Source organism: Dellaglioa sp. CoH-56-MRSF-12, from assembly GCF_056782075.1.
In genome coordinates this window covers 230,428-256,013 of sequence record NZ_JBXAYD010000002.1, presented here as the reverse complement: position 1 = coordinate 256,013, position 25,586 = coordinate 230,428, and the positions used below count along the sequence as shown (strand labels likewise).

Sequence of the window (25,586 nt, the reverse complement as noted above, 5' to 3'; positions counted from 1 at the left end):
AATGACGCAAAAAGTATTGTTAATTGTTGGGCCAACTGCAGTTGGTAAAACTGATTTATCGATAAAATTAGCAAAAAAATTTAATGGTGAGATTATTTCAGGCGATTCTATGCAAGTTTACCGGAAATTAGATATAGGGACGGCTAAAATTACAGAAGATGAGATGGATGGAATTCCACATTATTTAATTAATCACAAGAATAGTGATGAACGTTATTCAGTCGCTGATTTTACAGTCGAAAGTCGCGCAGCAATTAGTGATATTGCCTCTAGAGGGAAATTACCAATAATTGTTGGTGGGACCGGATTTTATTTACAGGCATTACTTGATAATTTTCAATTGGGAACAGATAATGACGACGATTTAAATTTAAGAAAAGAATTACAAGAACGTAGTGAAAAAATCGGTCCTGAGGCACTTTGGCAAGAATTAGAAAGCTTAGATCCAAATGCAGCATTAAAAATTCCAGTTAATAATACGCTACGAGTAATCAGGGCATTAGAGGTTATTAAAAAATCAAATCAATTGTTTTCGGCGCAAGCGGATCAAAAAACGGATGAGTTTAACCCCTTTATTATTGGGTTATCGACTGATAGGTCAGTGCTATATGATCGGATTAATCGTCGAGTTGACCTTATGATTGGTTCCGGGCTGATTGATGAAGCAAAATGGCTTTTTAACCAAAAAACCAATGATTTACCAGCTAGTAAAGGTATTGGATATAAAGAGCTATATGCTTATTTTGAAGAAAAACAATCACTTGATGAAGCGACAGAGTTAATAAAACGCAACTCAAGGCGTTACGCAAAACGACAATTAACTTGGTTTAGAAATAAAATGGCAGTTAACTGGTTTGATTTAATCGAGCATCCGGAACAACTAAGTAAAATAGAAATACAAATAGTGGATTGGTTAAAAGGACAAAAGTCATAAGGAGAAGAATATATGCAAAAATGGATAGATAATTTATCACAGGAGTTAGCAAATGTTGTAGGAGAAGTTGATACTCAAATTGAACCAAGACTAAAAGAAATTGATGAACAGGTTTTGTTTAACCAACAAAAAGTCTTGGAAGCTTTTAAGAAAAATAATGTTTCTGAAACATATTTTGCCGGATCAACAGGATATGGATACGACGATATCGGCCGCGATGGACTTGATCGTATCTATGCAGATGTTTTCAAAACAGAAGCGGCAATGGTGAGACCACAAATTGTTTCAGGAACGCATTCAATTTCAACAGCCCTTTTTGGTATGTTACGACCAGGGGACGATTTATTATATATTACTGGGATGCCATACGATACGATTCAGGAAGTTATTGGTATTTCTGGAACGGGTATTGGTTCAATGAAAGAATATGGTATCGGGTTTGATTACGTCCCATTAACGGCTGACAATCATATGGATTCTAATGGTTTAAAAGAAAAGTTAACGGATAAGGTTAAAGTTGTTGCAATCCAACGTTCTCGTGGGTATGCAACTAGAGATAGTTTTATGGTATCTGAAATTGCTGAGATGATTAAAGAAGTTCGTAAAATTTCAAAAGATGTGATTATTTTTATCGATAACTGCTATGGTGAATTTTCTGAAACAATTGAACCAACAGAGGTAGGTGCTGATATCATGTCAGGGTCACTAATTAAAAATGCTGGTGGTGGTTTAGCTAAAACGGGTGGTTACATCGTTGGACGTGCTGATTTAATTGAAAAAGCTGGTTACCGCCTAACAACACCTGGTACTGGTAATGAAGAGGGCGCCACCTTAAATGTTATGAGAGATTTTATTCAAGGGTTCTTTTTAGCACCTCATGTAACAGGTGAGGCAATTAAAGGTGCTATCTATACGAGTGCATTACTTGAAAAAATGGGATTAGATGTGTCACCAAAATGGGATGCACCAAGAACTGATCTCATTCAAACGGTTAACTTTGGTAAACCAGAACCAATGGTTAAGTTTGCTCAAGCTATCCAACGTGAATCTCCCGTTGATGCATATGTTGAACCAAAACCAAGTGATATGGCTGGTTATGAAGATAAAGTTATTATGGCTGCGGGTACTTTTGTTGAAGGTGCTAGTGTCGAATTGTCAGCTGATGGTCCAATAAGAGAACCTTATACGCTTTATGTTCAGGGTGGGTTAACGTATGCGCATGTTAAGTTAGCAGTTACAGCTGCAGTTGAAAAAACATTCTATTGAACAATCGACTGTAAGCTATGTTATAAAATCTAACATTGTACGTTGACAGTCATTTATTTCCTTGTTACTATAAGGATGTAATTAAAAAGGAGGCTTGTTTATGAAAGAGAAGGAACTCAGACGATCATTAGCGGTATTACCAATTGGAACGGTAATGAAATTAACGGACTTAACGGCTCGTCAAATTCGTTATTATGAGGAGCAGGAGTTAATTATGCCCCAAAGAAATGATGGTAATCGCAGAATGTATTCACTGAATGATATTGATAAGTTATTTGAAATTAAAGATTATTTAGATGAAGGCATGAATATGGTTGGCATTAAAGAAATTTATTTTGAAAAGGAAGCACAGGCTAAAAAGCAACGCAAATTGTTAGAAAAGCCTTTGACAGATAATGATGTTAGACATATTTTTCAAAATGAATTTCTTTCAGTTAGTGGACTTAAAAATCCTGACGATCCTTCTTTTAACACAAACAAGCGTCTATAAATTATAAATACTGAGGAGAGATAAAATGGCAAAAGCTGCATACACTAAAGATGACATTGTTACAATGGCAAAAAAAGAGAACGTTAAATTTTTAAGACTTATGTTTACAGATTTATTCGGAATTATTAAGAACGTGGAAGTTCCGATTAGCCAACTAGACAAATTATTAGAAAACAAATTAATGTTCGATGGTTCTTCAATCGACGGATTCGTTCGAATCGAAGAAAGTGATATGTACTTATACCCAGATTTATCAACTTGGATGATTTTCCCATGGGAACATGAACATGGAAAAATTGCGCGTATTATTTGTGAAGTTTATAACGCTGAACGTAAACCATTCCAAGGTGATCCAAGAAATAACCTTATCCGTGTCTTAAAAGAAATGAATGATTTAGGGTTTACTGAATTTAATATTGGACCTGAACCAGAATTTTTCTTATTTAAATTAGACCCTATAACGGGAAAACCTACAACACAATTAAACGATAAAGGTAGCTATTTTGATTTAGCACCAGTTGATTTAGGTGAAAATTGTCGTCGAGATATCGTGTTAGAACTTGAAAACATGGGTTTTGATGTTGAAGCTTCTCATCATGAAGTAGCACCTGGCCAACATGAAATTGATTTTAAATACGCAGATGCTTTACAAGCCTGTGATAACATCCAAACATTTAAATTAGTCGTTAAAACGGTAGCTAGAAAACATGGTCTACATGCGACATTTATGCCAAAACCATTGAATGGAATTAATGGTTCAGGGATGCATATTAATATGTCATTATTTCATAAAGATGGTAATGCATTCTTTGATGAAAAAGATAAGATGCAATTATCTGAAGATGCCTACCACTTCTTAGGTGGTTTATTACAACATGCACGTGGTTACACAGCAATTACTAATCCAACAGTTAACTCATATAAACGTCTTGTCCCTGGATTTGAGGCACCTGTTTATGTTGCTTGGTCTGGACGTAACCGATCGCCATTAGTTCGTGTACCAATGGCTCGTGGGTTATCAACTCGATTAGAGTTAAGAAGTGTTGATGCAACTGCTAATCCTTATCTTGTTATTGCGGCTATTTTAGAAGCAGGACTTGATGGACTTAGAAATAAAGTTGTACCACCTGCATCTGTTGATAGAAATATTTACGTAATGAACCGTCAAGAACGCCAAGATAATCATATTAGTGACTTACCATCGACACTACACAATGCCATTAAAGCATTGGAAAAAGATGATATCATGGAAAAAGCAATGGGTCCTCATTTATATCCAAGCTTTATTGAAGCCAAAAAATTAGAATGGGCTGCTTACCGTCAAGAAGTTTCTGAATGGGAAAGAGATCAATATTTAGAACTTTATTAAAAAAAGTGTAATAAAGGTTTGAAATGACTAACTAAATGATTGATAATGAAACTAGGACAAGTAAAATTGTTTTAGTTTTTTTGATTATGCAAAGAAAAATCACAATACATAGTAAAAAAAATAATCATTAAATATGAATAAGGGGTAAACTATGATAAAAGACAATCAATTTAATTTATCGGATCACAGTGAAGCTACAAACAATATCGAACGCACTCTATCTAAAAAAGTTGAGTACTTAAATCAACTTAGAGAGGCGATTAAACAAGAAGATGATCGATTAGTTTATCAACTCATTAACCAATCTCGTTACGCACAACTAGTGTTAAAGAAAAGAAGCGTTTCGGAATCTGCCATTCAAGAAGAGTTGGTCATTAAAGATTATCCACAAATTCAACAATATTTAAGTTTGAAACTTATCTCATATTTACGTGATACGTATCCATTCTTCTATTTTGAAGAAATGGAAGTTGGAAAATTCAAAATTCATTTTGGTAATTGGTGGGATCGAAAAGAATTTGGCTATTTAGACGTTTTAAATGTTGAATTTAAATTTGATGAAGAAGAACTAGCTAAATTAGCTAAGTCTTTTGAATTGGAAGAAACGAATAAACGTGTTAATACAGATAAAATTAATCAAATATCAATTCAAAATAAAGAACGTCAAGAATTAGTTGATTCTCAGGATGAACGTGACGCTGAAAAAGACAAAATTCGCGAAGATATGAAACGTAATTCACAAGAAAAAGGGCGTCCTTGGGATGCTGGACGTATTCGTGAAGAACGTCGCGTGTTAAAAGAAAGATTAACAGAGTTAACTGAGATGGATGAAAAAGCCAGCAGTGCATATCAAGATATTAAATCAAGTGAGACTGATGTTTTAAGTTTAGCCAAAGAAGATACGTTGATTGGTTATGAAAGACAAAGTGTTATTGGTATATTTGGTGATTTTGAAAAATTCACTAAACAAAATGATGCCTTATATTACAGTTATTTATCTCACTTAATTAGTCAAAAAGGACAGGTGACTGAATAATGGCTGAAAAAGAAAAGCAGTTAGTTTCTACAAAATCGCGTTTAGTAAACTTTAATGAACAAATTAAATTAAGTCTGAACAATGGGATTAAATTTACGGAAACATTAGATGTTTTAATGAATACCCAGGATAAAGTTGAGTTGATTGATGCCGCAATGAGTTTGATGGGTTATCAACTTGACACTAATTATTTAACATTCCCGCAAAAATATAGTGCTGCAGATTATTGTTTACTCTTCTTTAACCGTTTAATGGACTTGCATGATAATGAAACGGCTATTTTACACTTCTCAGAGCCTAGAAAAGCACTTGTCCATGAAATACCTGGGATTAATGTCGTAGATAGTTTTTCCTTTAAAATTGATGATAATGATGGCGCTTATTATGTTGCACAAGAATCAGGAGAATCTTTATTTTATTTAAATTTACGTAAAAGAATGATTCGAATTAATAGTACAGCTATTACAAATGTCTTAATTGTTAGTTACTTGGAAAAATTAGACGCAAAATCGATTAAATATCTTGAAATGATGTTAATTGATTTTGCGACGTATTTAAAAGAAGATTATGGATTTAGCGTTGATCTTAATCTATTGGATTCAGGTAATCCAGCAAGATACGAATTGTCTGAAGATATACTTAAACGAAGTGTTATCGATGAATTATTTGTACTTGCTTCAGAAAATGAGTTAATGGTTGAAGCAGGCGCAAATAATAGTGCTGTTTTAAAATTAGCTAAATCTGAAATAACAATTTATGATCAACAACAAATGGGTGAGAGTGATAATGAAAAATGGGTCGTTGCTGTTATGGATGCTGCCCAAGAAATTTCATGGTTCGATATTTTGTTGAATGAACCTTTCATTAGAAATTGGTACTTGAATAATATAAATGAATTAAGTATTAAATCAGATCCCTTGATTTTTAAATAATAAAAAAATGTCTGTCCGTTAGTTACTAGTGGGCAGATTTTTTTGGAGGAAAATTTAGTGAACTTAACAGATATGATCCAAATGGAACGAAGCTTTGATCGGGATGTTATTCAAGATAAAAAAATTAGATGGAGTCCTGAAGAGAGATTGTTTAACGCCTATGTGAGCTTGGATGTTGAACTATCAGAATTAGCCAACACGGTTGAATGGTTTAAAGTCTGGAAAGAAAATCGTGGACAAAAAATGGAAAAAGGCAAAACGCATGAAGAGACAGTACTCTCAGAATATGTTGATGCAATGAGTTTCTTTTTTAATATTGCCAATCAAAATAAATGGACCTATTTATTATTAATTAGTGACGAAGAGATGGATGATTTTGCAAAAAAGCCTATGACAATGTCATTGAATAAAGTCTTTTTATCGTTAAAATTAATGATTTCTAAAAGTTTATTTAGTCATAAATTAGAAGATTTTAAACATGCTTGGCATCTTTTTATTAAATTCGGGTTAGTTGATTTAAAATTGTCTTGGAATGATATTGAAAATGAATTTGTTAAAAAAAATATGGAAAATATTGAAAGACAAGAAAATAATTATTAATTAAAACAGTCTTAAATTGGAGCTAACCAATAATATTGGACAAAAATTTAAGCAGGTTACTGAATTTTAAGAGCTTGGTATCGTATTATTAGTAATTAATTTACAACTGAGCGTCGTAAATAAGGAATCATTAATAATTCGTATTTTAAATTTTAATAAAGAAAAGCCTTCGACATTGGATTTTTGTCCAATATTGAAGGCTTTTTTGTGTTAATAACTGAATAACAGTTTTTATTTGAATGAGACTAATCTCTTTTAAAATTAACTTAAGTAAAAAATCAAGAACCAGTATCAAAATTAAAATCAGCACCATCTTCAGATTCATGAATATGAACGTCTTTAGCAGACGAAGTACTATCATTAATATCAAAGCTCTCAGAAGAAGATGTCTTCTTAGTAGATGATGAAGATTCTTTAGAAGAATCTTTGGCCTTAGAAGATGAGGCCTTTGTGTTGGATGATGCAGACGACTGTTGAGAAGAAGAGCTATTTTTGTTAGAACTGGAATCAGAATTATAACTATATTCGCAAGCAGACAATAGTAGCATTGATACGCTTAGAACCCCTAGTAAGCTAATAAATTTTTTCATTTTAAATCCCCCAATATTTTTATGGTGCAAAGCGAGCAGTAGGAATCGCACCTACTAAAAGTATCTATACGCTCGTTAGAAATTTATGTTAAATTTTGTTTATTAGTGCTTAGCAGGAGCTTGTTTGAGTGTGAAAACTGCTGCAATGATTAATAAAATAAATGTAGGAAGGGCAAAAACCATTGATAAAAGAAATAAACCGCAACCAATAATACCAAGAACATGGCCAGTAATAGAGATATCAGCTTTTCTTGATTGAACAAGTGCAACAATGTGAAGAATAAGGCCAATTCCTAGCATAATATAAAAGAAAATAGCTGTACCGCTAGTTAAGGTTGATGTTCCAGAGACAGCGTGTGATGTTACAGTAGATTTATTGATACCAGTTAAAATAACGATAAGCCAAGAAAAGGCTACTAATATAGTATTTATGATATCGAAAGTACCTGCTGCAGTGTTAATTTTTAGTTTCATGAAGAATTCCCCCGTATGGAGCTTTTAACGTGATTCCCTATCTGCACGTAAGTATTCTATTTTATGTATATGATATTTTATAAGGCAGTGAAGAAAGCGATGGCGCCTAGAAAGATACCCGGTACGTTTGCAAAGAATATAGGCCAGTCTTTATTTTTACCACATACGCCATAGACAGTCCAAAATATGCAATTAATACAGGCAACCAAGGGCTGAACAGGATTACCCTGGCTACCATTAAGGTTGGAAATGATTTGTGGGATGTATGAGACATACATTAAGATAGATAAAATACTTGCAAACTTCCCGATTTTTTCTAGAGTGCTATCATTTAATAATTTCATTCTAATTCCTCCAAACTTTTTTATGCCTCTCTATAATAACTAATTATCAGTTATTCTACAAATTATAACAACTGGGAGTAGGTAAAAATGTTTGGTGTTGGTGAAAATAAACTTGTGGATGATTTTTATTATTAAAATGCATCAAAATTTTCTTGGGTGATAAATTAATTATTTAAATGAAGGCTAGGTATTTGTTTAGGTTAATATCTTACTAATTCAGAACTGTTATTGTAAACTCAGTATTTTGTTTTTAACTAATACTGACTATTTATGAAATTGCTGGATCTGAATAGCAAAGCTATAGAATGTTGAATAAATGATATTTAAATAGTGGTACATTCAGTAGAAACTATAGGACTAATAGTTTCTGTTAACAGATGACTACGTATCAAAAAAATTTACAGGGATGAGTTAATGCGTTGCTCTAATCAGAATGACGTTCCTCAGATGATTATCAAATTTAACAATAATTTTTCTTATAAAGGTAGCGCAGTTATTGATACTATTCATGAGTTGACCATTTAGGAGAAGAATGAAGTAATCAGAGAAATTACACTACTTGAGTTTCATTAATGATTTAGATAACATAAAACCCACTTAGTAAGGTGACTTATACATACAACTATTACTCTGACTGGCAATGATTATAACAAACGTAAAGGGGGAAATGCTATATCTTCATTTAACGAACTATTCCCACAAGTCAATGAAAAATCTACAATTAATAAGGTTAAACGTTTTTTTAAAGTATGGTTACCAAAAATGCAGAGATATAGTCAGAAGGATATTAGCGGAATTAAGTCGCCAATTATCATGGATATGCCTAAAAAGTACCTCAGGGAACAATCAACACGAAGAGACCATAACTAAACGTATCTATGCTGAGCAAGTTATTAATAATGTTCTAGTAGCTTTAAAGAGTTGTGACACTATTAGTAGAAAAATATTAATAGATGTCTATATTGCAGAAGATAATAAATAAAATGATATTGAAATGGATGATTTAGGATATGAAAAGACGAGATACAGTTTTTACAAGAATCGAGCATGCTTACAGTTTGCTGATTCATTCTTAATTGAAGACTTACATGATTTCAAAAAGTGAACATTTAGTGAACAAATTGAAGTGATTAATCTGTTATATTAGTAATATGATATTTTGATATCAGTTATTAATCTCTAATCCAAATATTTATACACACATGAGAAAGGTATTGTTTACCTGTCTTTTTTATTGTTTAATAATAGAGCGAGTATAAATTATTTGGAGGAGTAACTATTTGGACAATTATTATGTATTTAAATTAAATTTAGCACCAAATATAATTAGAACTTACGTTGAAAGAAAATCAGAAGGTTGGAAACAGCTTAAACATAATGTAATAAAGGATGATCTAACTAATAGTTTTGGAATACCTAATGGATTTGAAAGGGGAACATATTTAAATTTTATTTTTAAGGATACTGATGTTAAAGAAGAATTATCCAAATCTATAGAATATACAGAATTTGTTGCTCAATCTAAAAAAATAGAAGAGGAATATTTTGCTGTTATAGAAAACTATGAAAAAAATTCGGGCATTTTATGGACAAAAGAATTTTTGGGCGTTACAAAAGTTGAAATGAGAACAAAAATGGACAAATTACTTAAAAAATATCCATTTTTAAAAGAATCATTAGATGATGTTTTAGAAGATGATATAATAGGCAACTTAAAAGGGTACGGACGTTACGGACATGGTCGTAAAATGATGCTAGAGGCTAGAAAAATAATACGGTATATTCAGGATAAAGAATATATAAATGCTGGAGTGAATTTTTTTTATGAATTGGAAACTGAAAAAATTTTAATTTCTACTAATGACAAAAGTTTGAAAGAAGCTATTAGTATGTCTGAAAGAATAGAATCATTTATAAATACAGCAGAAAATACCAATATGGGTGCTGTATCAGTTAATGCAGTTCAAGATAGCGTTAGCATTAAGCAAGATTATGCAAGAGTAACAGTACATCTTGTCTATCCTAATGGTGCCCAGCAAGTTGAAGATAGGGACCTTGCTAGTCGAAAACGTATAAATGCTGAAGATGTGAAAAAAATATATAGTGCCCCTAGAGGAGAAAAAGTAAATACAGTAGAGTTAAGTAAACAATTGGGTGAAGATGCTAAGCGAGGATACCTTAAATCGATAAAACATAGGGCAATGAGTATAATGAAAATTGTACCTGTAATAGTTAATAAAAATTTTCATAAATAGGTGATAGTATGGTAGATAATAAATCATTGATGAGAGCATTATGGACTTCAAAACGAGCAACTATATGCAATATATACTCTAAAATTGGAATTTCGATAAATGTAATATTTACAATAATATATTTATTTTTTCCGGATATTATTAATGTTAATTATGAAGTTTCAAGCTTATTGGGTATTTCTGTTACCGGATTATCTTTTACATTCGCATTATTTGTTGCGGTTAAAAGTATCTTTGATATAGATAATTTAGGACACATATATTTAGTTTCTAAAACAGATACTCAATTAAAAAACGTATTTGTTGAAATATTCACACCATTTATGTGGACTTCATTTTTATGGCTAACCATAGTTGGAATATCAATTAGTACTATGTTAATATCATTTGAAACCTTTATTGATTTTGAAGTAATTTTGTATTTGAAAGGAATAGTTTTAATTTTAGTATTTACGGCGTCTTTGAATATTTTTGGGCTTATTTTAGACATCATCCGAGATACTCAAAAAAAGGCTATAGAGGCTGGAGAAGAAGAAGCTGAGTCAATAATAAAAAATAATAAAATGAAGTGAACCCTAAATATTGGACGAAGCTTTATGCAGCATTCTGGGTTATAAAAATTCGGTGTTCAACCGGGCTTTTACAACCCAATTTTATTTTAATTCGTGAAAAATTATAGTCATTTATCCAAACCGGTACTTGTGAAACTAGTGTTTCATATGTATCGGTTTCTTTTTGATAGAAAGCTTCAGCTTTCATAATATGGAAAAAGCTTTCCATGGCAGCGTTATCTAAACATGTTGCTTTACGTGACATACTCTGAAAAATACGATATTTTTTGAGAATAGTAACCCAATTTTTGTGTTGATATTGGAATCCTTGGTCAGAATGAATCGTCGTTCGATAATTTAAATCTTTTGGGATTTTTGCAATTGCTTGTTTCAAAACCTTTGTTGTAAATTTAACTGTTGGATGTTTACTAATCTGATGACTTAGAATTTTGCCTGAAAACAGATCATAAATACAGGTGAAATGGGCCCGTTCATCGATTGTTTCGTCACCCCAACGGACTTCTGTAACATCTGTTGCTAGTTTTTGATAAGGTCGGTCCGAAAAGAAACGGCGATTAATCAGGTTTTTAGAAACGGTACCAACTTTTCCTTTATACGAGTTGTATTTGCGTGTCTGGCTGAAATTGAAGTAGCTCCCATAAATTAAATCTCCTTAAATTTTTAAAATTTTGTAGCAATACGACCAATGAGCCTTGCACTCATAGCCAGCTTAACTGGTGGTCGAAAGGGTAGTTAGGCGTCCATTACAATAACTTGTAATTCTTCAGTTACAAATTGATTGATGCCTGCTAAAAATTCTTTAAAATAAGTTGTTTCATTGTGGAAGTTAACTGCGTCTTGGTCTTGCCAATGCTCAATTATTGCATAACGATTGTTGGCACCTAATTGTTTAAAATGATTGTATGAAATATTACCAGATTCTTTTTTTGATTGCGTCACTAGAGGATCAATAAAATGTTCATATTCTGTAATACAATTTTCATTAACAACTAAACTAACATTAAAAACTTTCATGATAATATTCTCCTTTTTAGCTTTTAACGTGATTCCTATGCACGTAGATAAACAAAAACGAGCAGCAGGAGTTGCACCTGCTTGAAGTATCTATACACTCGTTAAAATTAGTTAAATATTTATTCCCAAGTTGAGTCCCCGTAAGTGACAGAGAACGGACCAGCATTAGAAGTTGTAAAGTATAATGTCATTACAGCTTTTTTTCCGGCAGCTATTGAATTTGGAATATTACCAGAGTAAGTCTCTGAATTAAATTCCCCAATAGTATCATCACTATCATAGACGTCAAACTTTTGACCATTGAAATCTAGTGGACCTGTACCATTATTTTGAACGGTTACTTTAACAGCAACTTGTGTATCACCGGATTTAACATCATTTAAAGGAACTGACGTTTCTTTTTCAGCAGAGTCAACGGTTATCTTTGAGTCGTCAGTTAAATCTACAGAATCGCCAAAAGATGAAGTAGATTCTGAATCGGATTCATCATCAGTGTATGACTCATCGTCAGATTCTGAATCAGATTCAGATTCATCGTCAACATATGAATCATCATCGTCATCATAACTAGAATCATCATCTGATTCTGACGAGTCACTAGCACTTGACGATCTAAAATTAGACGATGAACGCGCTGACGAATCTTTATCAGATGTTACCGACATCACGCTAAAAGAAATAATTGATATGCCTAAACCGGCAATCAATAAAATTAGTGGTATTAAATTAGAAGCTTTATTACCCCAAGCTACAATAAACCAAGTTACACCTGTAAAAAAAACAACTAAACCAATAAGAAAAATAATTGTAAATGTAGTACTCATGAATATATTTCCTCCGAAATCTATATCTCTACTCCTAGAAATATGATAAAATTATTTGTTAATATATTTATACCCTCTAACTTGCTACCAACAGGTTAGGGGATTTTTTAATAGTTTTATTTCAAACAATTTACTAAAGCTTAAGTAATTGCTTGATATTTTTAACGTGTTTTCCAGTAATACAATATAAAGCGTTGCCAACAGCCTTACCGACAGAAAATGCTTTCTTATCGCCTGATATTTTAATACTTTAGTAGATTTATTGATAAAAATATCCATGCAACAAATATGCAACAAATGTTTTGAGCATTCTATCCTTTATAGTCTGTTTTCACCTAAATAAAAAAATAGGAACGCCCGTTTAAAGGCATTCCTATTTTTATAAATCGGTCTAGAATGGATATCTATGACTCGGGTGAGATTCGAACTCACGACCGTCCGCTTAGAAGGCGGATGCTCTATCCAGCTGAGCTACCGAGTCATAACAACATTTAATAGTATATGATAAAATACTGGTACTTGTCAATGGAAATTGGTAGAACTCTTATAAATTATCAAAAACATGAATGAAAGTTTTGATGAAATGTTCTATAATAAGAAAGTAATAGACATAAATGGAGATAAAGACTATTTAATTATGAATAAAGAGGTTGAAAAATGGTTGATTCTAATGATCCACGGGTAAAGAGAACAAGACAAAATTTAAAAAAATCATTAGTTGTACTCATGAAACATTACAAAGTTGAAAATATTAGCGTTCAAAAGATTACTCAGGAAGCAAATGTCACTCGAGGAACATTCTATCTGCATTATCATGACAAACAAGATTTTATTAATCGGGCAATGGATGAAATTTTAGATGACTTTTTTGATTACATTATGATTATGTCAAAACAATCACCAGATAAAGCGTACGTTTATTCGAAACCAGTTGAAGTTTGTTGTTTAAATCGGGTGTTTAACTACTTACAAGATGAATCAATGATGTTTGGCGTACTTTTAAATAGTCAAGAAGATGTCGCTTTTTCTGATAAAGTATATGATAGACTAGTTATCTACTTAAATAACTTTAGAGAACAGTTAGCAGGCGATTTTGAAGTATCTAAGATACCAAACGAGTTACAAGTATCCTATGTTGCATCAGCGCACCTAGGCTTCATTAAACGTTGGTTACGAGACGATATGATCTACACACCGCACTACGTTGCTAAGGTTTTAAAAGAAATTACTGGCGTTGATACAAGTAACGGAGTCAATTTAACAAACTTTTTTGTTGAAAATGATGGATAACGTTGACTTAAGAAGTTACATTTGATATTATAATAACGTTGTATTTGTGAACACCACAACTGCAACCGCACGTTTTAAGTTTTTAAGCGTCAGGTTGTCTAAATCTGATCACTAAATTACGGCGAGTCTAAGTAATCTATAAGGAGGTGTAATACACATGTACGCAATTATTAAAACAGGTGGCAAACAACTTAAAGTTGAAGCCGGAGAAGCTATTTACATTGAAAAATTATCAGCAGAAGCTGGTGAAAAAGTTACATTTGATGAAATTGTTTTAGTTGGTGGCGAAAAAACCGTTATTGGTGCTCCTTTTGTTAAAGGTGCTACAGTAACTGGTACTGTTGAAAAACAAGGCCGTGAAAAGAAAGTTGTTACTTTCAAATACAAACCTAAGAAACATTCTCATACAAAACAAGGTCATCGTCAACCATATACTAAGGTTGTTATCGATGCTATTAACGCATAATTTTGAAAGTAGGCTACTAGTATGATACGTGCAGTTATTTCTCGGAGAGATGCCAAAATCATCGATGCGTTTGAAATAACAGGGCATGCTGATTCTGGTGAATATGGTCAAGATATTGTGTGTGCTGCGGTTTCGGTATTGACTATCAATACAGTTAATAGTTTGACCGAACTTGCTAAACTTAATCCTGATGTTGAGATGGATGAAGATAATGGTGGATTAATGAAAGTTAAACTATCAGAATCTGAGTTAAACGATGCTACAGGACAGTTATTTTTAGAAAGTTTAGTTTTAGGACTACAGTCAATTGAGCAAAACTATCAAGATTACATTAAATTAACACTTAAATAATAAGACTATAACAAGGAGGTGCATTGATTATGTTAATGAATTTACAATTTTTCTCACATAAAAAAGGTGGGGGTTCTACTTCTAATGGCCGTGATTCTGTCGGTAGACGTTTAGGCTCAAAAAGAGCTGACGGACAAGAAGTAACAGGTGGTTCAATTCTTTATCGTCAACGTGGAACACGTATTTATCCTGGTGTTAACGTTGGTAAAGGTGGAGATGATACTTTGTTTGCTAAAGTCGATGGTATCGTTCGCTTCGAACGTAAAGGCCGCGATAAGAAACAAGTCTCTGTATACCCTGTAGCTGAATAATAATAACTCAAAGGAAACCTCTTCATTTTATGATAGAGATTTCCTTTTTTTGTACATAAAAGGAGTGTTTAAATGAATTTTGATAGAATTAAACAATTACAATCAACTTTTGAGAAACTCTCGATTGATGCATTTCTAGTGACGGATACGACAAACATATTTTATTTAAGTGGTTTTGAAGGTGATGGTGTATTGTTAATTACTGATACACAACAATTTTTAATCACTGACCTAAGATTTGAATTGGCACTAGAAAATCATGATAAAAAATTAGAAATAAAATTTACGCGTGATTATCTGGGTGCTGTATCTGACATAATTAGTGAAAAAGGATTAACAGTTATGGGATTTGAATCATCAATATCATTTTTAGAGTATGATCAATTAGATGAAATCCTTGTTAGTGATTTGGTGCCATTTACTAATATTGTTGACGAATTACGACGTGTTAAAGATAAGGATGAGCAGATAAAATTAATAAAAGCAGGAAAATTAGCTGATGAAGCTTTCAATTATATTGTGTCGACGATTGAAGTTGGTCAAACAGAAATTGAAATTGCTAATCGGCTAGATAGTTATATCAAAAATTTAGGTACTATGAGTGAATCTTTTGAAACAATTGTAGCAAGCGGTATTCATTCAACATGGCCACATGCAACGGTTTCAAAACGAAAGATTCAAGACCAGGATCTGATTACGATAGATTTTGGCTATTATTACGAGAACTATACATTTGATGTCACAAGGACCATCGCCGTGGGATCGATATCTGATGAATTAAAACATATCTACGAGTCTGTTTTAACGACACAAGAACGAGTGATTTCATTAATTAAACCGGGAATAAAATTAAGTGAATTAGCTAGAGTTGCTAATGAAACAATCGCCGATGCAGGATATGGTAAATATTTTAATCATGGGATTGGGCATGGAATTGGCCTATCAATTCATGAATTACCTAATATTAAATTGGATGATTCAAACAGTGTTTTGCAAGCAGGCGACGTCATTACAATTGAACCAGGGATTTATGTACCAAACCTTAGTGGGGTTCGAATTGAGGATGATATTTTAGTGACTGAGAATGGCTATCAAATGTTAACGAATTCTTCTAAAAAATTAATGATAATATAGACTTTAACTTGCTTTTATATGTCCATTATTGCTATTATTAGAACTATGAGATACACGAGATAGTAGGAGGAATATTATATTATGATGTCCGTTAATGAATTTAAAAATGGTGTTACAATCGAAGTTGATGGTGATTTATGGCGTGTTGTTGAATTTCAACATGTTAAACCGGGTAAAGGTTCTGCTTTTGTTCGATCAAAACTAAAGAATCTCCGTACAGGTGCTGCTCAAGAAAAAACATTCCGTGCTGGTGAAAAAGTTCAAAAAGCACAAATTGATAATAAAAAAATGCAATATCTTTATGCTGATGGTAACAACTATGTATTTATGGATATGGATACATATGAACAATTAGAATTACCAGAAGAACGCGTGCATGAACAATTAAATTATTTGAAAGAAAACTTAATTGTTAATGTTATTATGTTTGGCACTGAAACACTTGGTGTTGACGTTCCTAATACAGTTGAATTAAAAGTAGCATCAACTGAAGCGGGTATTAAAGGTAATACACAATCTGGTGGAACTAAACCTGCTGTTCTTGAAACAGGATTAGTTGTACAAGTGCCATTCTTCGTTAATGAAGATGAAATGTTAATTATTAATACACAAGATGGCACATATATTTCCAGAGCACAATAAATCGACGGAGGTTAAACTTATGGCTGAAGAAACAAATATTGTTTTAAAAAGTACTGAACCTTCTTTGGGTGACATTAAGATTGCACCTGAAGTTATTGAAATTATTGTTGGAATTGCTGCTAACCAAATTGATGGTGTTTACTCAATGCGTGGGACAATTGCTAAAAATTTAACTGAATTATTTGGCCGTAAAAAGTCACTGGGTAAGGGTGTTAAACTTGATTTAACAGATGACCAGTTGAATATTGATGTTTTTGTTTACCTTGATTACGGTGTATCTGTTCCTAAGGTTGCATTAGTGATGCAAGAAAAGATTAAACAACAATTACTATTTATGACAGGTTTAGAAATTATTGAAGTAAATGTTCATGTTGAAGGGGTTATTCCTGAAAAGGAAGCCGATAAGATAGATACTGACGATTTATTTTCAGAAAAAGATGGTGAAAATTAGTGAGTGTAATAGTAACTAGACATACGATTCGCGAAAAAGCATTTCAAGCATTATTTGCGTTAAATTCTAACCCAGATGGTGATAGAGAGGCTATTTATCGTGAATTGTTAGAAGTTCCTGATGAAGAGTCGGCTGTAATTCCACCTTATTTAGAAGCATTAGTTTCAGGTGTTAGTGATAAACAAGCTGAGATAGATTCTGTTATTGAAGAAAATCTAACATCACGCTGGAAACTATCACGCTTAAACAATACGGATTTAATTATTTTGAGATTAGCTATTTACGAAATGAAATACGTAGATGATGTTCCTGCTAAGGTAGCATTGAATGAAGCTTTAGAAATTGCTAAAGAATTTAGTGATGATGAATCAAGAAAATTTGTTAATGGTGTGTTAGATCCAGTTGTTGAAAAAATGCCTGTTGATATTGAAAAAACAAATGAATAATAATGATTGAGAAGTGTTGCATTTTTTGCGACACTTTTTTTTTAGAAATGAATACCTTAAATATGATAAAATGTAAGAAGTAAAAATGGAATAGAGGTGCTAAATTATGGCTAAATTAATTGATGGTAAAAAATTGGCACAAATAACGACGGATAATTTAAAATCTGAGATAGAAGCTTTAAAGAAAAAGAATGTCTTTCCTACATTAGCTGTTATTGTAGTTGGAGAAAATCCAGCAAGTAAAATATATGTTAAGAATAAGCATCGAATTGCTGAATCTATTGGGATAAAATCGATTGTTAAAAGATTACCTGATACGATATCAGAAAAAGAGTTGCTAAATCTCATTAATGACTATAATGATAATTCAGATATTAATGGCATATTAGTACAGTTACCTTTACCGAACCAAATTGATGAAAAAAAGATAACCGAAGCTATTAAACCAGAAAAAGATGTTGATGGATTTCATCCGATAAATATTGGACGATTAGCCATGAATGATCCACTAGCAATTCCATGTACACCACTGGGAATTATGAGAATGTTTAACGCATACAATATTGATTTAGACGGTAAAAATGCAGTTGTTGTTGGCCGCAGTAATATTGTGGGTAAACCAATGGCGGCGTTACTTTTAAACGCTAATGCAACAGTAACGATAACGCATAGTCATACGGAAAATTTATCAGAGATAACTAAACAGGCTGATATTTTAGTCGTTGCAATTGGTCAAGCAAACTTTATTAAAAAAACCGATGTGAAACAAGGTGCTGTAGTCATCGATGTCGGGATGAACCGCTTAGATAGTGGTAAGTTAGCGGGAGATGTCGATAAGGAAGTTGCAGAGGTTGCAGGATATCTGACACCAGTACCAAAAGGGGTTGGACCTATGACGATTGCAATGTTGATGGAACAAACAATTGAATTAACAAAACGGAGTGTTGGCATTGAATAAAGATAATTATTTATCAGTTACATCATTAACAACATATTTGAAGAAAAAATTTGATGCTGATCCTTATCTTGGGACCGTTTATTTAACTGGCGAAATTTCAAATTTAAGACCTCGACCTAATGCGCATCAATATTTTAGTTTAAAAGATGATCATGCTAAAATTAGCGCAATTATGTTCCGTTCAGCTTTTGATAAAATAAAATTTAAACCAGAAGATGGCATGAAAGTTTTAGTTATGGGCCGTATATCTTTATATGAAGCGACAGGTAACTATCAAATATATATTGAGCGAATGGAACCTGATGGTGTTGGTGCGTTATATCAAGCCTATGAGCAGTTAAAAAATAAGCTACAAGCTGAAGGATTATTTTCAGCACCAAAACAGGCATTGGTTAAATATCCTAAACGAATTGCTGTGATTACAAGTCCTTCAGGGGCTGTCATTAAAGATATTATGACAACCGTTAAAAGACGTTACCCGATTGCTCAATTAGTTTTATTTCCTGCGATTGTACAAGGTGACAAAGCAGCTAATGATTTAGTTAAGCGGTTAAAACAAATTAACGAATTAGGCCATTTTGACACGATTATTATTGGTCGAGGCGGTGGCTCAATTGAAGATTTATGGCCATTTAATGAAGAATCTGTTGCAAGGGAAATATTTGCTAGCCAGATTCCAATTATTTCTTCAGTTGGACATGAGACAGACACAACCATTGCTGATTTAGTGGCCGATGTTCGGGCAGCAACGCCAACAGCAGCAGCAGAATTAGCTGTCCCTGTTTACGCCGATGAATTAATTAAGATTAATCAATTAAAATTGAGACTATTACAAGTAACACAAAATATTTTAAGTTTAAGAAGACAACAATTAGATAAGATTCAACAATCATATGTTTTTCAACAACCTAATCGGTTATATGAGGGTTACCTTCAAAACTTAGACAATTTAGCACAACGCTTAATGCAAGTAACAAAACAAATTATCACAATTAAGAAACAACAATTTGAACAAGCTAATGGTCAGTTGCGCTATCAAAATCCGCAACAATTGGTTAGTCAACTGCAAGATCAAGTAAAACAACAAAACAAACAGTTACATCAATTAATGACCTACTTACTTGAAACAAAGAAACAACAGGTTGGCGAAAAAATAAATGCGCTTGATTTATTAAGTCCATTGAAGATTATGGGACGAGGATACAGTTACGTATCTATGGAAGATAAAATTATTAAAAGTATTAATTCAGTGAATATAGATGATAACGTCGTGTTACACCTTACAGATGGTAAAGCATATGCAAAAATTGAAAAAGTTGAAAAAGGAGAATAAAAAATGGCTGAAAAAAAAGCGACATTTGAAGATAACTTAGTAGAACTTGAAAAAATTGTAACAGAACTAGAACAAGGTGATGTTCCTTTAGAAAAAGCATTAACCCAATTTCAAAACGGTGTTAAGTTGAGCTCAAAATTGCAAAAAACATTGGAAAATGCTGAAAAAACATTAACCAGTGTCATGAATGATTCTGGTGAAGAAGTGCCATTCGAACAAGGCTTAGAAAATGAGTAACTTAACTAAATTTTCTGATATCGTATTACCAGAATTTAATCAAATTATGTTGAATCAATTACAGGCTTTAGACACTGAAAAAAAGTTAAAAGAATCGATGACTTATTCAGTTGAAGCGGGTGGTAAACGTATTAGACCACTAATCATTTTTGTTATTTGTCAAATGCTTAATCGTAAACTTGATAAGTCAGTTTATTCTATTGCTGGTGCATTAGAATTAATTCATACCTATTCATTAATTCATGATGATTTGCCTGCGATGGATGATGATAATTTAAGACGTGGTAAACCAACAAACCATATTATTTTTGGTGAAAGCATGGCAATTTTAGCTGGTGATGCACTAAATACATTAGCCTTTGAATGGATCAGTAACGCAGAGTTGCCTGATTCACAAAAGGTATTACTAATGGGTCAACTAGCTAGGTTAGCTGGCCCAGAGGGAATGGTTGGCGGTCAAGTTGCCGATATTGAAGGTGAACAAAAAGAGTTATCATTAGCGCAGTTGAAACAGGTGCATAAGCGTAAAACGGGTGATTTAATTGAATTTTCAGTTTACGCAGGTAGCATACTTGGAAAAGCGACTGACCAACAGCACGTAGCGTTTATGGCATATGGACGTCATTTTGGGTTAGCTTTTCAAATCTATGATGATATTATGGATGTCGTTGGGACATCTGAAGAGATGGGCAAGGCTGTTCATAAAGACAATCAAGAAAATAAAAATACGTATCCTGGACTAATGGGAATTGATCAAGCTTATAGGATGCTCGAAGAAGTAACCAATCAAGCTAAAGATGCTATTCAAACGCTTAAGCAAACAGGGTTGGAGACAGAGTATTTGGAAGAATTGTTACATTACTTTAAATTAAAAAATTAGGAGTCACTATGAAAAAAGAGCGCATTGATGTTTTATTAGTTAAACAAGGGTTATTTGAAACTCGTGAACAGGCCAAACGTGCAGTTATGGCTGGTGAAATTCTGGGTGAGAATGAAGAACGATTGGATAAACCAGGTGTTAAAATTTCTGAAGAAACTGTGCTTCATTTTAAAGGTAAAAAATTACCTTATGTGAGCCGCGGTGGACTTAAATTAGAAAAAGCCCTTAAAGTATTTGATGCAACCGTTCAGGATAAAACGGTCTTAGACATTGGATCATCAACCGGTGGCTTTACCGATGTTGCTTTACAAAATGGCGCAAAATTAAGTTATGCGTTAGATGTTGGTACCAATCAATTAGTTTGGAAATTACGACAAGATCCAAGAGTTGTTGTGATGGAAAATACTAACTTCAGATATAGTAAAAAAGAAGATTTTGAATTTGGACAACCCAATTTTGCAACAATAGATGTATCGTTTATTTCATTACATCTTATTTTACCTGCATTAAAGAAAATTATTACTGAAAATGGGGATGTTGTGGCATTAATAAAACCCCAATTTGAAGCAGGAAAAGAAAATGTTGGAAAACATGGTATTGTACGAGATGAAAAGATTCATCGTCAAGTGCTCGAAGACATTGTTCAATTTTCTATTTCCACTGGATTTAATGTTGCGGATTTAAGCTACTCACCAATTAAGGGTGGCGAAGGTAATATTGAATTTTTAATTCATTTAAAGTCTGCGATAAATGAAATTGGCGAGATTTCGGATAAGGTTAGTATCGATGGCGTATTAACTGCTGCATACGATAACCTGAATGCCGTTAAATAAGGATTTAAAGTGAAGTTCTTTAATAATAATTGAAATTACGTTATACTAACTCTATGGGTGGTAGAGGTTATCGGGTGAGGGGGACTTTAATGAAAAAGCAAGAACGGCAACGTTATGTTCGTGAATTATTGAAGAACAATAATATTGATAAGCAGGAAGATTTTGTGAGTTTGCTTAAAAAACAAGGGATTACAGTCACACAAGCAACTATTTCTAGAGATATTAAAGAAATGCAATTAATTAAAGTGCCATCTGCTGATGGAACTTACAGTTATAATTTACCTGTTCAAAAAAAATTGAATACAGAAAAAAAATTAACTAAAACGTTAAAAGATGCTTTTATATCAACTGATGTTCAAAATGAAATGTGTCTCGTTAAGGTGACGCCAGGAAGTGGTCCAGCAATCGTATCTTTAATTGAACAAATGAATTATTCATTTGTTTTTGGTACTTTAGGCGGAGATGGATCAGCTCTAATTATCTGTCACTCGAACAAAGATGCGTTAAAGTTAAGTAAAATTTTAAATGAGATTGTAACTGAATAGATAGAAATAAAATCTGTGACATTTGTTTCAGATTTTTTCTATTAAAGGGGTGAAAAAAATGTTACAAGAATTGACAATAAAAGATTTTGCCATTATTGATTCTTTGAATATCGATTTCATGGCTAATATGACAGTTTTAACAGGTGAAACTGGTGCGGGTAAATCCATTATCATTGATGCTTTGGGCCTCTTATCAGGTGGTAGAGGGTCCCAAGAATTTATTAGAAAAGATGCAAAAAAAATGGTGCTACAAGGACTCTTTATGCCAACTGAAAACTCAAATACGTTAACGAAGTTGGACCAATTAGGTATTGGCCATGATGATAACTCTGTGATTTTACAACGTGAAATACATAGATCTGGTAAAAATATTTGTCGCATAAACGGTATGTTGGTTAACACGAGTACACTAAAATCAATTGGTGAAACGTTAGTTGATATTCATGGCCAAAATGAACATCAAGAATTAATGCAACAGGATAAGCATTTGGGCATGTTAGATGAATATATTAAAAATGATATTCAAACACTGAAGCATAGTTATCAAGAAGCATTTGAATACTATCAAAACCTAAATAAGTTACAAATAAAAAGACAAACAAATCAAAACGAATGGGCACAACGATTAGATATGTTACATTTTCAAAAAGATGAAATTGAAAGTGCAGATTTAATTGAAAATGAAGAAGACATATTAAGCGCTGAAAAAGAACGTCTAGAAAATTTTCAAACTATTAATCAGTCACTGGATGCAAGTTACCAAGCGTTATCGGGTGATGATGAAAATACAGTTGACCATGTTGGTGTTGCAATGTCTAACATGCTAAAAATTGATAATTTAGATAGTGAATATAAAGACTTAGCAGAACGGTTGTCGTCAGCCTATTATATGCTGCAGGATGCATCTAGTGACCTATTGCGTCAGTTAGACTCCCTGGAATGGGATGAGCAACGATTAAATGAGATTGAAAATAGGCTTGAATTAATTGTACAATTAAAACACAAATATGGTGATTCTGTTGAAAAAATATTAGCTTATTTGAGTCTTATATCTGAAGAATTAATTGAAATGGAAGCAACTGAAGGTAATGCAGATGATTTAGATAATCAAGTTAATTTAGCTAGAAAAGAAGCCCATAAATTGGCTGATAAATTAACTAATGTTCGAAAAAAAGCAGCCATCATTCTACAAAAAGAAGTGCATAAACAGTTAAGTGAGTTGTATATGGACAAAGCCGTTTTTGAAGTTAAATTTGATTCACTCAATCAGTTAAATAGTACCGGACAAGATAAAGTTGAATTTTATATTCAAACAAATGTTGGGGAAACAATGGGGCCATTAGCTAAGATTGCTTCTGGTGGTGAACTTTCTCGAATGATGTTAGCGTTAAAGACAATTTTTTCTAGGACGCAAGGTGTCACAAGTATTATATTTGATGAAGTTGATACAGGAGTTAGTGGACGTGTTGCCCAGGCAATTGCTGAAAAAATTAATCAAATTGCCCAACAATCACAAGTTCTATGTATCACACATTTGCCACAGGTTGCTGCAATTAGCGAGCACCATTACTTTATAGCTAAAGAAGTGATTTGTGAACGTACAGAAACATCTATTAAATTGTTATCTAAGGAAGATCGTATTCAAGAAATTGCTCGAATGCTTGCCGGTTCTGAGATTACACCTTTAACTGTTAAACATGCTGAAGAATTACTAAATACGGCACAAAAAAAATAATTAAAACCAAGGTACTACTATGAATAGATGATTGGTTAGTTATAAAAAAGGAGAGTACTAATATGCTTAAGTTTGATAAAATATCAAAAATTTATAAAGGTAATAAAGCTGTAGATAATTTTAATTTGGAAGTTCAAGATGGTGAATTCATTTGTTTCATCGGAACATCTGGTTCAGGTAAAACAACTACTATGAGAATGATTAACCGTATGTTGACACAAACAGAAGGTACAATCACTATTGATGGTAAAGATATAGCCAAAATGGATCCCGTTAAATTACGTCGTAAAATCGGATATGTTATTCAAAATATTGGTTTAATGCCACATATGACTATTCGTGAAAATATTACATTAGTACCAAAATTATTAAAATGGCCTGAAGAAAAAAGAGATGAACGCGCTAAAGAAATGATTAAATTAGTTGAACTACCAGAATCATATTTAGACCGTTACCCATCTGAACTTTCTGGTGGGCAACAACAAAGAATCGGAGTTGTCAGAGCTTTAGCTGCTGATCAAGATATTATCTTGATGGATGAACCTTTTGGTGCGCTTGATCCTATTACTAGAGAAGCTTTACAAGATTTAGTTAAAGATTTACAAGAACGTTTAGGTAAGACATTCGTTTTTGTTACTCATGATATGGATGAAGCTTTAAAATTAGCAACACGAATTGTTGTTATGTCTGAAGGAAAGATTGTTCAAGCAGATACACCCGATAATATTTTGAAAAATCCAGCAAATAAATTTGTTGAAAACTTGATTGGTCAAGATAGACTTATCCAAGCTCGTCCAAGTATTACAACTGTTGGTCAAGTTATGTTAGCTAACCCAGTTTCAATTACACCAGGTAAGTCATTAGTAACAGCTATTCGTTTAATGCATGATCGTCGAGTTGATACGTTGTTAGTTACTGATGATGCTGGTATTTTAAAGGGTTATATTGATATTGAAAGCTTAGATTATAGTTTCAATACATCAAGTAGTGTCAGCGATATTATGAACAAAGATATTTTCTATGTTAAAGAAGATTCATTAGTTCGTGATACTGTTGAACGTATTTTAAAACGTGGATTTAAAAATGTACCTGTTATTAATAAAGATGGTATATTAGTCGGAATTGTAACCCGCGCTACCCTAGTTGATATTGTTTATGATGCACTTTGGGGTGATGAAAATAGTGCTTCTCATGAAGAAGTAACTAAAATAATGACGTCAGACTCAGGTACAGATACCGATGAAACTAGCCCAAGTTCAACGAAGGAGGGTTAA

The 25,586-nt window shown here is 32.8% G+C and carries 30 protein-coding genes, 1 tRNA gene, 1 pseudogene and 1 other annotated feature; of the genes and pseudogenes, 25 read left to right on the top strand and 7 right to left on the bottom strand.

Annotated features, from left to right (window positions below):
- Position 1: 1 nt before the first annotated feature.
- From miaA to AC1RPY_RS03035, 7 genes are all read left to right on the top strand, one after another.
- The gene (miaA, locus tag AC1RPY_RS03065) at positions 2-934 is read left to right on the top strand and encodes a tRNA (adenosine(37)-N6)-dimethylallyltransferase MiaA (protein WP_481761230.1); all 933 of its coding nucleotides are present in this window, start codon (positions 2-4) and stop codon (positions 932-934) included.
- A gap of 12 nt (positions 935-946) precedes the next feature.
- Entirely contained in the window at positions 947-2,200 is a 1,254-nt protein-coding gene (locus tag AC1RPY_RS03060) for a methionine gamma-lyase family protein (RefSeq protein WP_481761231.1), read from the top strand.
- A 100-nt stretch (positions 2,201-2,300) separates the two neighbouring features.
- A complete protein-coding gene (locus AC1RPY_RS03055; protein ID WP_481761232.1) occupies positions 2,301-2,690 on the top strand; it encodes a MerR family transcriptional regulator in 390 nt (129 codons plus the stop codon).
- 25 nt (positions 2,691-2,715) lie between these two features.
- Positions 2,716-4,059, top strand: a complete 1,344-nt coding sequence (gene glnA / locus AC1RPY_RS03050) for a type I glutamate--ammonia ligase (protein ID WP_409022650.1) — start codon at positions 2,716-2,718, stop codon at positions 4,057-4,059.
- Positions 4,060-4,210: 151 nt separating this feature from the next.
- A complete protein-coding gene (locus AC1RPY_RS03045; protein WP_481761233.1) occupies positions 4,211-5,095 on the top strand; it encodes an exonuclease SbcC in 885 nt (294 codons plus the stop codon).
- Positions 5,095-6,027, top strand: a complete 933-nt coding sequence (locus AC1RPY_RS03040) for a hypothetical protein (RefSeq protein ID WP_481761234.1) — start codon at positions 5,095-5,097, stop codon at positions 6,025-6,027. The genes AC1RPY_RS03045 and AC1RPY_RS03040 overlap by 1 nt, the downstream gene beginning before the upstream one ends.
- A gap of 57 nt (positions 6,028-6,084) precedes the next feature.
- On the top strand, positions 6,085-6,627 hold the full coding sequence (locus tag AC1RPY_RS03035; RefSeq protein ID WP_481761235.1) for a dUTP diphosphatase: 543 nt from the start codon (positions 6,085-6,087) through the stop codon (positions 6,625-6,627).
- 278 nt (positions 6,628-6,905) lie between these two features.
- Here the strand turns inward: AC1RPY_RS03035 and AC1RPY_RS03030 are convergent, their stop codons facing one another.
- The 3 genes from AC1RPY_RS03030 to AC1RPY_RS03020 all read right to left on the bottom strand — a co-directional run bounded on the left by AC1RPY_RS03030 (position 6,906) and on the right by AC1RPY_RS03020 (position 8,035).
- Positions 6,906-7,175, bottom strand: coding sequence for a hypothetical protein (locus AC1RPY_RS03030; RefSeq protein WP_481762174.1), 270 nt, complete (start codon positions 7,173-7,175; stop codon positions 6,906-6,908).
- A 144-nt stretch (positions 7,176-7,319) separates the two neighbouring features.
- Positions 7,320-7,691: a transporter gene (locus AC1RPY_RS03025; protein ID WP_409022645.1), complete on the bottom strand. Its 372-nt coding sequence runs from the start codon at positions 7,689-7,691 to the stop codon at positions 7,320-7,322.
- 77 nt (positions 7,692-7,768) lie between these two features.
- Positions 7,769-8,035: a SemiSWEET family transporter gene (locus tag AC1RPY_RS03020; RefSeq protein WP_481761237.1), complete on the bottom strand. Its 267-nt coding sequence runs from the start codon at positions 8,033-8,035 to the stop codon at positions 7,769-7,771.
- Positions 8,036-9,315: 1,280 nt separating this feature from the next.
- Between AC1RPY_RS03020 and AC1RPY_RS03015 the strand changes: the two genes are divergently transcribed.
- Positions 9,316-10,290 carry a hypothetical protein gene (locus AC1RPY_RS03015; protein WP_481761239.1) on the top strand — a complete coding sequence of 325 codons (975 nt, stop codon included), beginning with the start codon at positions 9,316-9,318 and terminating at the stop codon, positions 10,288-10,290.
- Positions 10,291-10,298: 8 nt separating this feature from the next.
- Positions 10,299-10,862, top strand: a complete 564-nt coding sequence (locus AC1RPY_RS03010) for a hypothetical protein (RefSeq protein ID WP_481761240.1) — start codon at positions 10,299-10,301, stop codon at positions 10,860-10,862.
- A 22-nt stretch (positions 10,863-10,884) separates the two neighbouring features.
- On the opposite strand, the pseudogene AC1RPY_RS03005 reads toward AC1RPY_RS03010, so the two are convergent.
- From AC1RPY_RS03005 to AC1RPY_RS02990, 4 genes and pseudogenes are all read right to left on the bottom strand, one after another.
- Positions 10,885-11,478, bottom strand: a pseudogene (locus AC1RPY_RS03005) (IS3 family transposase); the annotation flags it as partial.
- Between the two features lie 116 nt (positions 11,479-11,594).
- Positions 11,595-11,876, bottom strand: a complete 282-nt coding sequence (locus AC1RPY_RS03000; protein WP_481761241.1) for a putative quinol monooxygenase — start codon at positions 11,874-11,876, stop codon at positions 11,595-11,597.
- Between the two features lie 119 nt (positions 11,877-11,995).
- Positions 11,996-12,700: a DUF4352 domain-containing protein gene (locus AC1RPY_RS02995; protein WP_481761242.1), complete on the bottom strand. Its 705-nt coding sequence runs from the start codon at positions 12,698-12,700 to the stop codon at positions 11,996-11,998.
- A 407-nt stretch (positions 12,701-13,107) separates the two neighbouring features.
- A tRNA-Arg gene (locus AC1RPY_RS02990) sits at positions 13,108-13,181 on the bottom strand.
- Between the two features lie 176 nt (positions 13,182-13,357).
- Here AC1RPY_RS02990 and AC1RPY_RS02985 point away from each other — a divergent pair.
- From AC1RPY_RS02985 to AC1RPY_RS02910, 16 genes are all read left to right on the top strand, one after another.
- The gene (locus AC1RPY_RS02985) at positions 13,358-13,990 is read left to right on the top strand and encodes a TetR/AcrR family transcriptional regulator (protein WP_409022635.1); all 633 of its coding nucleotides are present in this window, start codon (positions 13,358-13,360) and stop codon (positions 13,988-13,990) included.
- Between the two features lie 53 nt (positions 13,991-14,043).
- Positions 14,044-14,129 (top strand) — a sequence feature (ribosomal protein L21 leader region).
- A gap of 18 nt (positions 14,130-14,147) precedes the next feature.
- Positions 14,148-14,456, top strand: a complete 309-nt coding sequence (gene rplU / locus AC1RPY_RS02980) for a 50S ribosomal protein L21 (RefSeq protein ID WP_409022634.1) — start codon at positions 14,148-14,150, stop codon at positions 14,454-14,456.
- Between the two features lie 21 nt (positions 14,457-14,477).
- Positions 14,478-14,807, top strand: coding sequence for a ribosomal-processing cysteine protease Prp (locus AC1RPY_RS02975; protein ID WP_409022633.1), 330 nt, complete (start codon positions 14,478-14,480; stop codon positions 14,805-14,807).
- A gap of 23 nt (positions 14,808-14,830) precedes the next feature.
- The gene (gene rpmA, locus AC1RPY_RS02970) at positions 14,831-15,118 is read left to right on the top strand and encodes a 50S ribosomal protein L27 (protein ID WP_083478911.1); all 288 of its coding nucleotides are present in this window, start codon (positions 14,831-14,833) and stop codon (positions 15,116-15,118) included.
- Between the two features lie 72 nt (positions 15,119-15,190).
- Positions 15,191-16,252 carry a M24 family metallopeptidase gene (locus AC1RPY_RS02965; RefSeq protein ID WP_481761243.1) on the top strand — a complete coding sequence of 354 codons (1,062 nt, stop codon included), beginning with the start codon at positions 15,191-15,193 and terminating at the stop codon, positions 16,250-16,252.
- A gap of 81 nt (positions 16,253-16,333) precedes the next feature.
- Positions 16,334-16,894 (top strand): elongation factor P, encoded by a 561-nt coding sequence (gene efp / locus AC1RPY_RS02960; RefSeq protein WP_409022631.1) that lies wholly within the window; start codon positions 16,334-16,336, stop codon positions 16,892-16,894.
- Between the two features lie 19 nt (positions 16,895-16,913).
- Positions 16,914-17,345 carry an Asp23/Gls24 family envelope stress response protein gene (locus tag AC1RPY_RS02955; protein ID WP_409022630.1) on the top strand — a complete coding sequence of 144 codons (432 nt, stop codon included), beginning with the start codon at positions 16,914-16,916 and terminating at the stop codon, positions 17,343-17,345.
- An 8-nt stretch (positions 17,346-17,353) separates the two neighbouring features.
- Complete coding sequence (gene nusB, locus AC1RPY_RS02950) at positions 17,354-17,791, top strand: transcription antitermination factor NusB (protein ID WP_409022798.1); 438 nt, start codon at positions 17,354-17,356, stop codon at positions 17,789-17,791.
- Positions 17,792-17,897: 106 nt separating this feature from the next.
- Positions 17,898-18,749, top strand: a complete 852-nt coding sequence (gene folD, locus AC1RPY_RS02945) for a bifunctional methylenetetrahydrofolate dehydrogenase/methenyltetrahydrofolate cyclohydrolase FolD (RefSeq protein WP_481761244.1) — start codon at positions 17,898-17,900, stop codon at positions 18,747-18,749.
- Positions 18,742-20,082, top strand: a complete 1,341-nt coding sequence (xseA, locus tag AC1RPY_RS02940; protein ID WP_481761245.1) for an exodeoxyribonuclease VII large subunit — start codon at positions 18,742-18,744, stop codon at positions 20,080-20,082. The genes folD and xseA overlap by 8 nt, the downstream gene beginning before the upstream one ends.
- A gap of 3 nt (positions 20,083-20,085) precedes the next feature.
- Positions 20,086-20,319, top strand: a complete 234-nt coding sequence (locus AC1RPY_RS02935) for an exodeoxyribonuclease VII small subunit (RefSeq protein WP_409022627.1) — start codon at positions 20,086-20,088, stop codon at positions 20,317-20,319.
- Positions 20,312-21,199 (top strand): polyprenyl synthetase family protein, encoded by an 888-nt coding sequence (locus AC1RPY_RS02930; protein ID WP_481761246.1) that lies wholly within the window; start codon positions 20,312-20,314, stop codon positions 21,197-21,199. The genes AC1RPY_RS02935 and AC1RPY_RS02930 overlap by 8 nt, the downstream gene beginning before the upstream one ends.
- Positions 21,200-21,207: 8 nt before the next feature.
- Positions 21,208-22,032, top strand: a complete 825-nt coding sequence (locus tag AC1RPY_RS02925) for a TlyA family RNA methyltransferase (RefSeq protein ID WP_481761247.1) — start codon at positions 21,208-21,210, stop codon at positions 22,030-22,032.
- A gap of 89 nt (positions 22,033-22,121) precedes the next feature.
- Positions 22,122-22,577 carry an arginine repressor gene (locus AC1RPY_RS02920; RefSeq protein WP_481761248.1) on the top strand — a complete coding sequence of 152 codons (456 nt, stop codon included), beginning with the start codon at positions 22,122-22,124 and terminating at the stop codon, positions 22,575-22,577.
- 58 nt (positions 22,578-22,635) lie between these two features.
- Entirely contained in the window at positions 22,636-24,312 is a 1,677-nt protein-coding gene (gene recN, locus AC1RPY_RS02915) for a DNA repair protein RecN (protein ID WP_481761249.1), read from the top strand.
- A 62-nt stretch (positions 24,313-24,374) separates the two neighbouring features.
- Positions 24,375-25,586, top strand: a complete 1,212-nt coding sequence (locus AC1RPY_RS02910) for a betaine/proline/choline family ABC transporter ATP-binding protein (RefSeq protein WP_481761250.1) — start codon at positions 24,375-24,377, stop codon at positions 25,584-25,586.

Bases quoted from the DNA above. Each gene is read 5' to 3' on its own strand.
- miaA (WP_481761230.1), top strand. From the start codon at position 2: ATGACGCAAAAAGTATTGTTAATTGTTGGGCCAACTGCAGTTGGTAAA.
- AC1RPY_RS03060 (WP_481761231.1), top strand. From the start codon at position 947: ATGCAAAAATGGATAGATAATTTATCACAGGAGTTAGCAAATGTTGTA.
- AC1RPY_RS03055 (WP_481761232.1), top strand. From the start codon at position 2,301: ATGAAAGAGAAGGAACTCAGACGATCATTAGCGGTATTACCAATTGGA.
- glnA (WP_409022650.1), top strand. From the start codon at position 2,716: ATGGCAAAAGCTGCATACACTAAAGATGACATTGTTACAATGGCAAAA.
- AC1RPY_RS03045 (WP_481761233.1), top strand. From the start codon at position 4,211: ATGATAAAAGACAATCAATTTAATTTATCGGATCACAGTGAAGCTACA.
- AC1RPY_RS03040 (WP_481761234.1), top strand. From the start codon at position 5,095: ATGGCTGAAAAAGAAAAGCAGTTAGTTTCTACAAAATCGCGTTTAGTA.
- AC1RPY_RS03030 (WP_481762174.1), bottom strand. From the start codon at position 7,175: ATGCTACTATTGTCTGCTTGCGAATATAGTTATAATTCTGATTCCAGT.
- AC1RPY_RS03025 (WP_409022645.1), bottom strand. From the start codon at position 7,691: ATGAAACTAAAAATTAACACTGCAGCAGGTACTTTCGATATCATAAAT.
- AC1RPY_RS03020 (WP_481761237.1), bottom strand. From the start codon at position 8,035: ATGAAATTATTAAATGATAGCACTCTAGAAAAAATCGGGAAGTTTGCA.
- AC1RPY_RS03010 (WP_481761240.1), top strand. From the start codon at position 10,299: ATGGTAGATAATAAATCATTGATGAGAGCATTATGGACTTCAAAACGA.
- AC1RPY_RS03000 (WP_481761241.1), bottom strand. From the start codon at position 11,876: ATGAAAGTTTTTAATGTTAGTTTAGTTGTTAATGAAAATTGTATTACA.
- AC1RPY_RS02995 (WP_481761242.1), bottom strand. From the start codon at position 12,700: ATGAGTACTACATTTACAATTATTTTTCTTATTGGTTTAGTTGTTTTT.
- AC1RPY_RS02985 (WP_409022635.1), top strand. From the start codon at position 13,358: ATGGTTGATTCTAATGATCCACGGGTAAAGAGAACAAGACAAAATTTA.
- rplU (WP_409022634.1), top strand. From the start codon at position 14,148: ATGTACGCAATTATTAAAACAGGTGGCAAACAACTTAAAGTTGAAGCC.
- AC1RPY_RS02975 (WP_409022633.1), top strand. From the start codon at position 14,478: ATGATACGTGCAGTTATTTCTCGGAGAGATGCCAAAATCATCGATGCG.
- AC1RPY_RS02965 (WP_481761243.1), top strand. From the start codon at position 15,191: ATGAATTTTGATAGAATTAAACAATTACAATCAACTTTTGAGAAACTC.
- efp (WP_409022631.1), top strand. From the start codon at position 16,334: ATGATGTCCGTTAATGAATTTAAAAATGGTGTTACAATCGAAGTTGAT.
- AC1RPY_RS02955 (WP_409022630.1), top strand. From the start codon at position 16,914: ATGGCTGAAGAAACAAATATTGTTTTAAAAAGTACTGAACCTTCTTTG.
- folD (WP_481761244.1), top strand. From the start codon at position 17,898: ATGGCTAAATTAATTGATGGTAAAAAATTGGCACAAATAACGACGGAT.
- AC1RPY_RS02935 (WP_409022627.1), top strand. From the start codon at position 20,086: ATGGCTGAAAAAAAAGCGACATTTGAAGATAACTTAGTAGAACTTGAA.
- AC1RPY_RS02930 (WP_481761246.1), top strand. From the start codon at position 20,312: ATGAGTAACTTAACTAAATTTTCTGATATCGTATTACCAGAATTTAAT.
- AC1RPY_RS02925 (WP_481761247.1), top strand. From the start codon at position 21,208: ATGAAAAAAGAGCGCATTGATGTTTTATTAGTTAAACAAGGGTTATTT.
- AC1RPY_RS02920 (WP_481761248.1), top strand. From the start codon at position 22,122: ATGAAAAAGCAAGAACGGCAACGTTATGTTCGTGAATTATTGAAGAAC.
- recN (WP_481761249.1), top strand. From the start codon at position 22,636: ATGTTACAAGAATTGACAATAAAAGATTTTGCCATTATTGATTCTTTG.
- AC1RPY_RS02910 (WP_481761250.1), top strand. From the start codon at position 24,375: ATGCTTAAGTTTGATAAAATATCAAAAATTTATAAAGGTAATAAAGCT.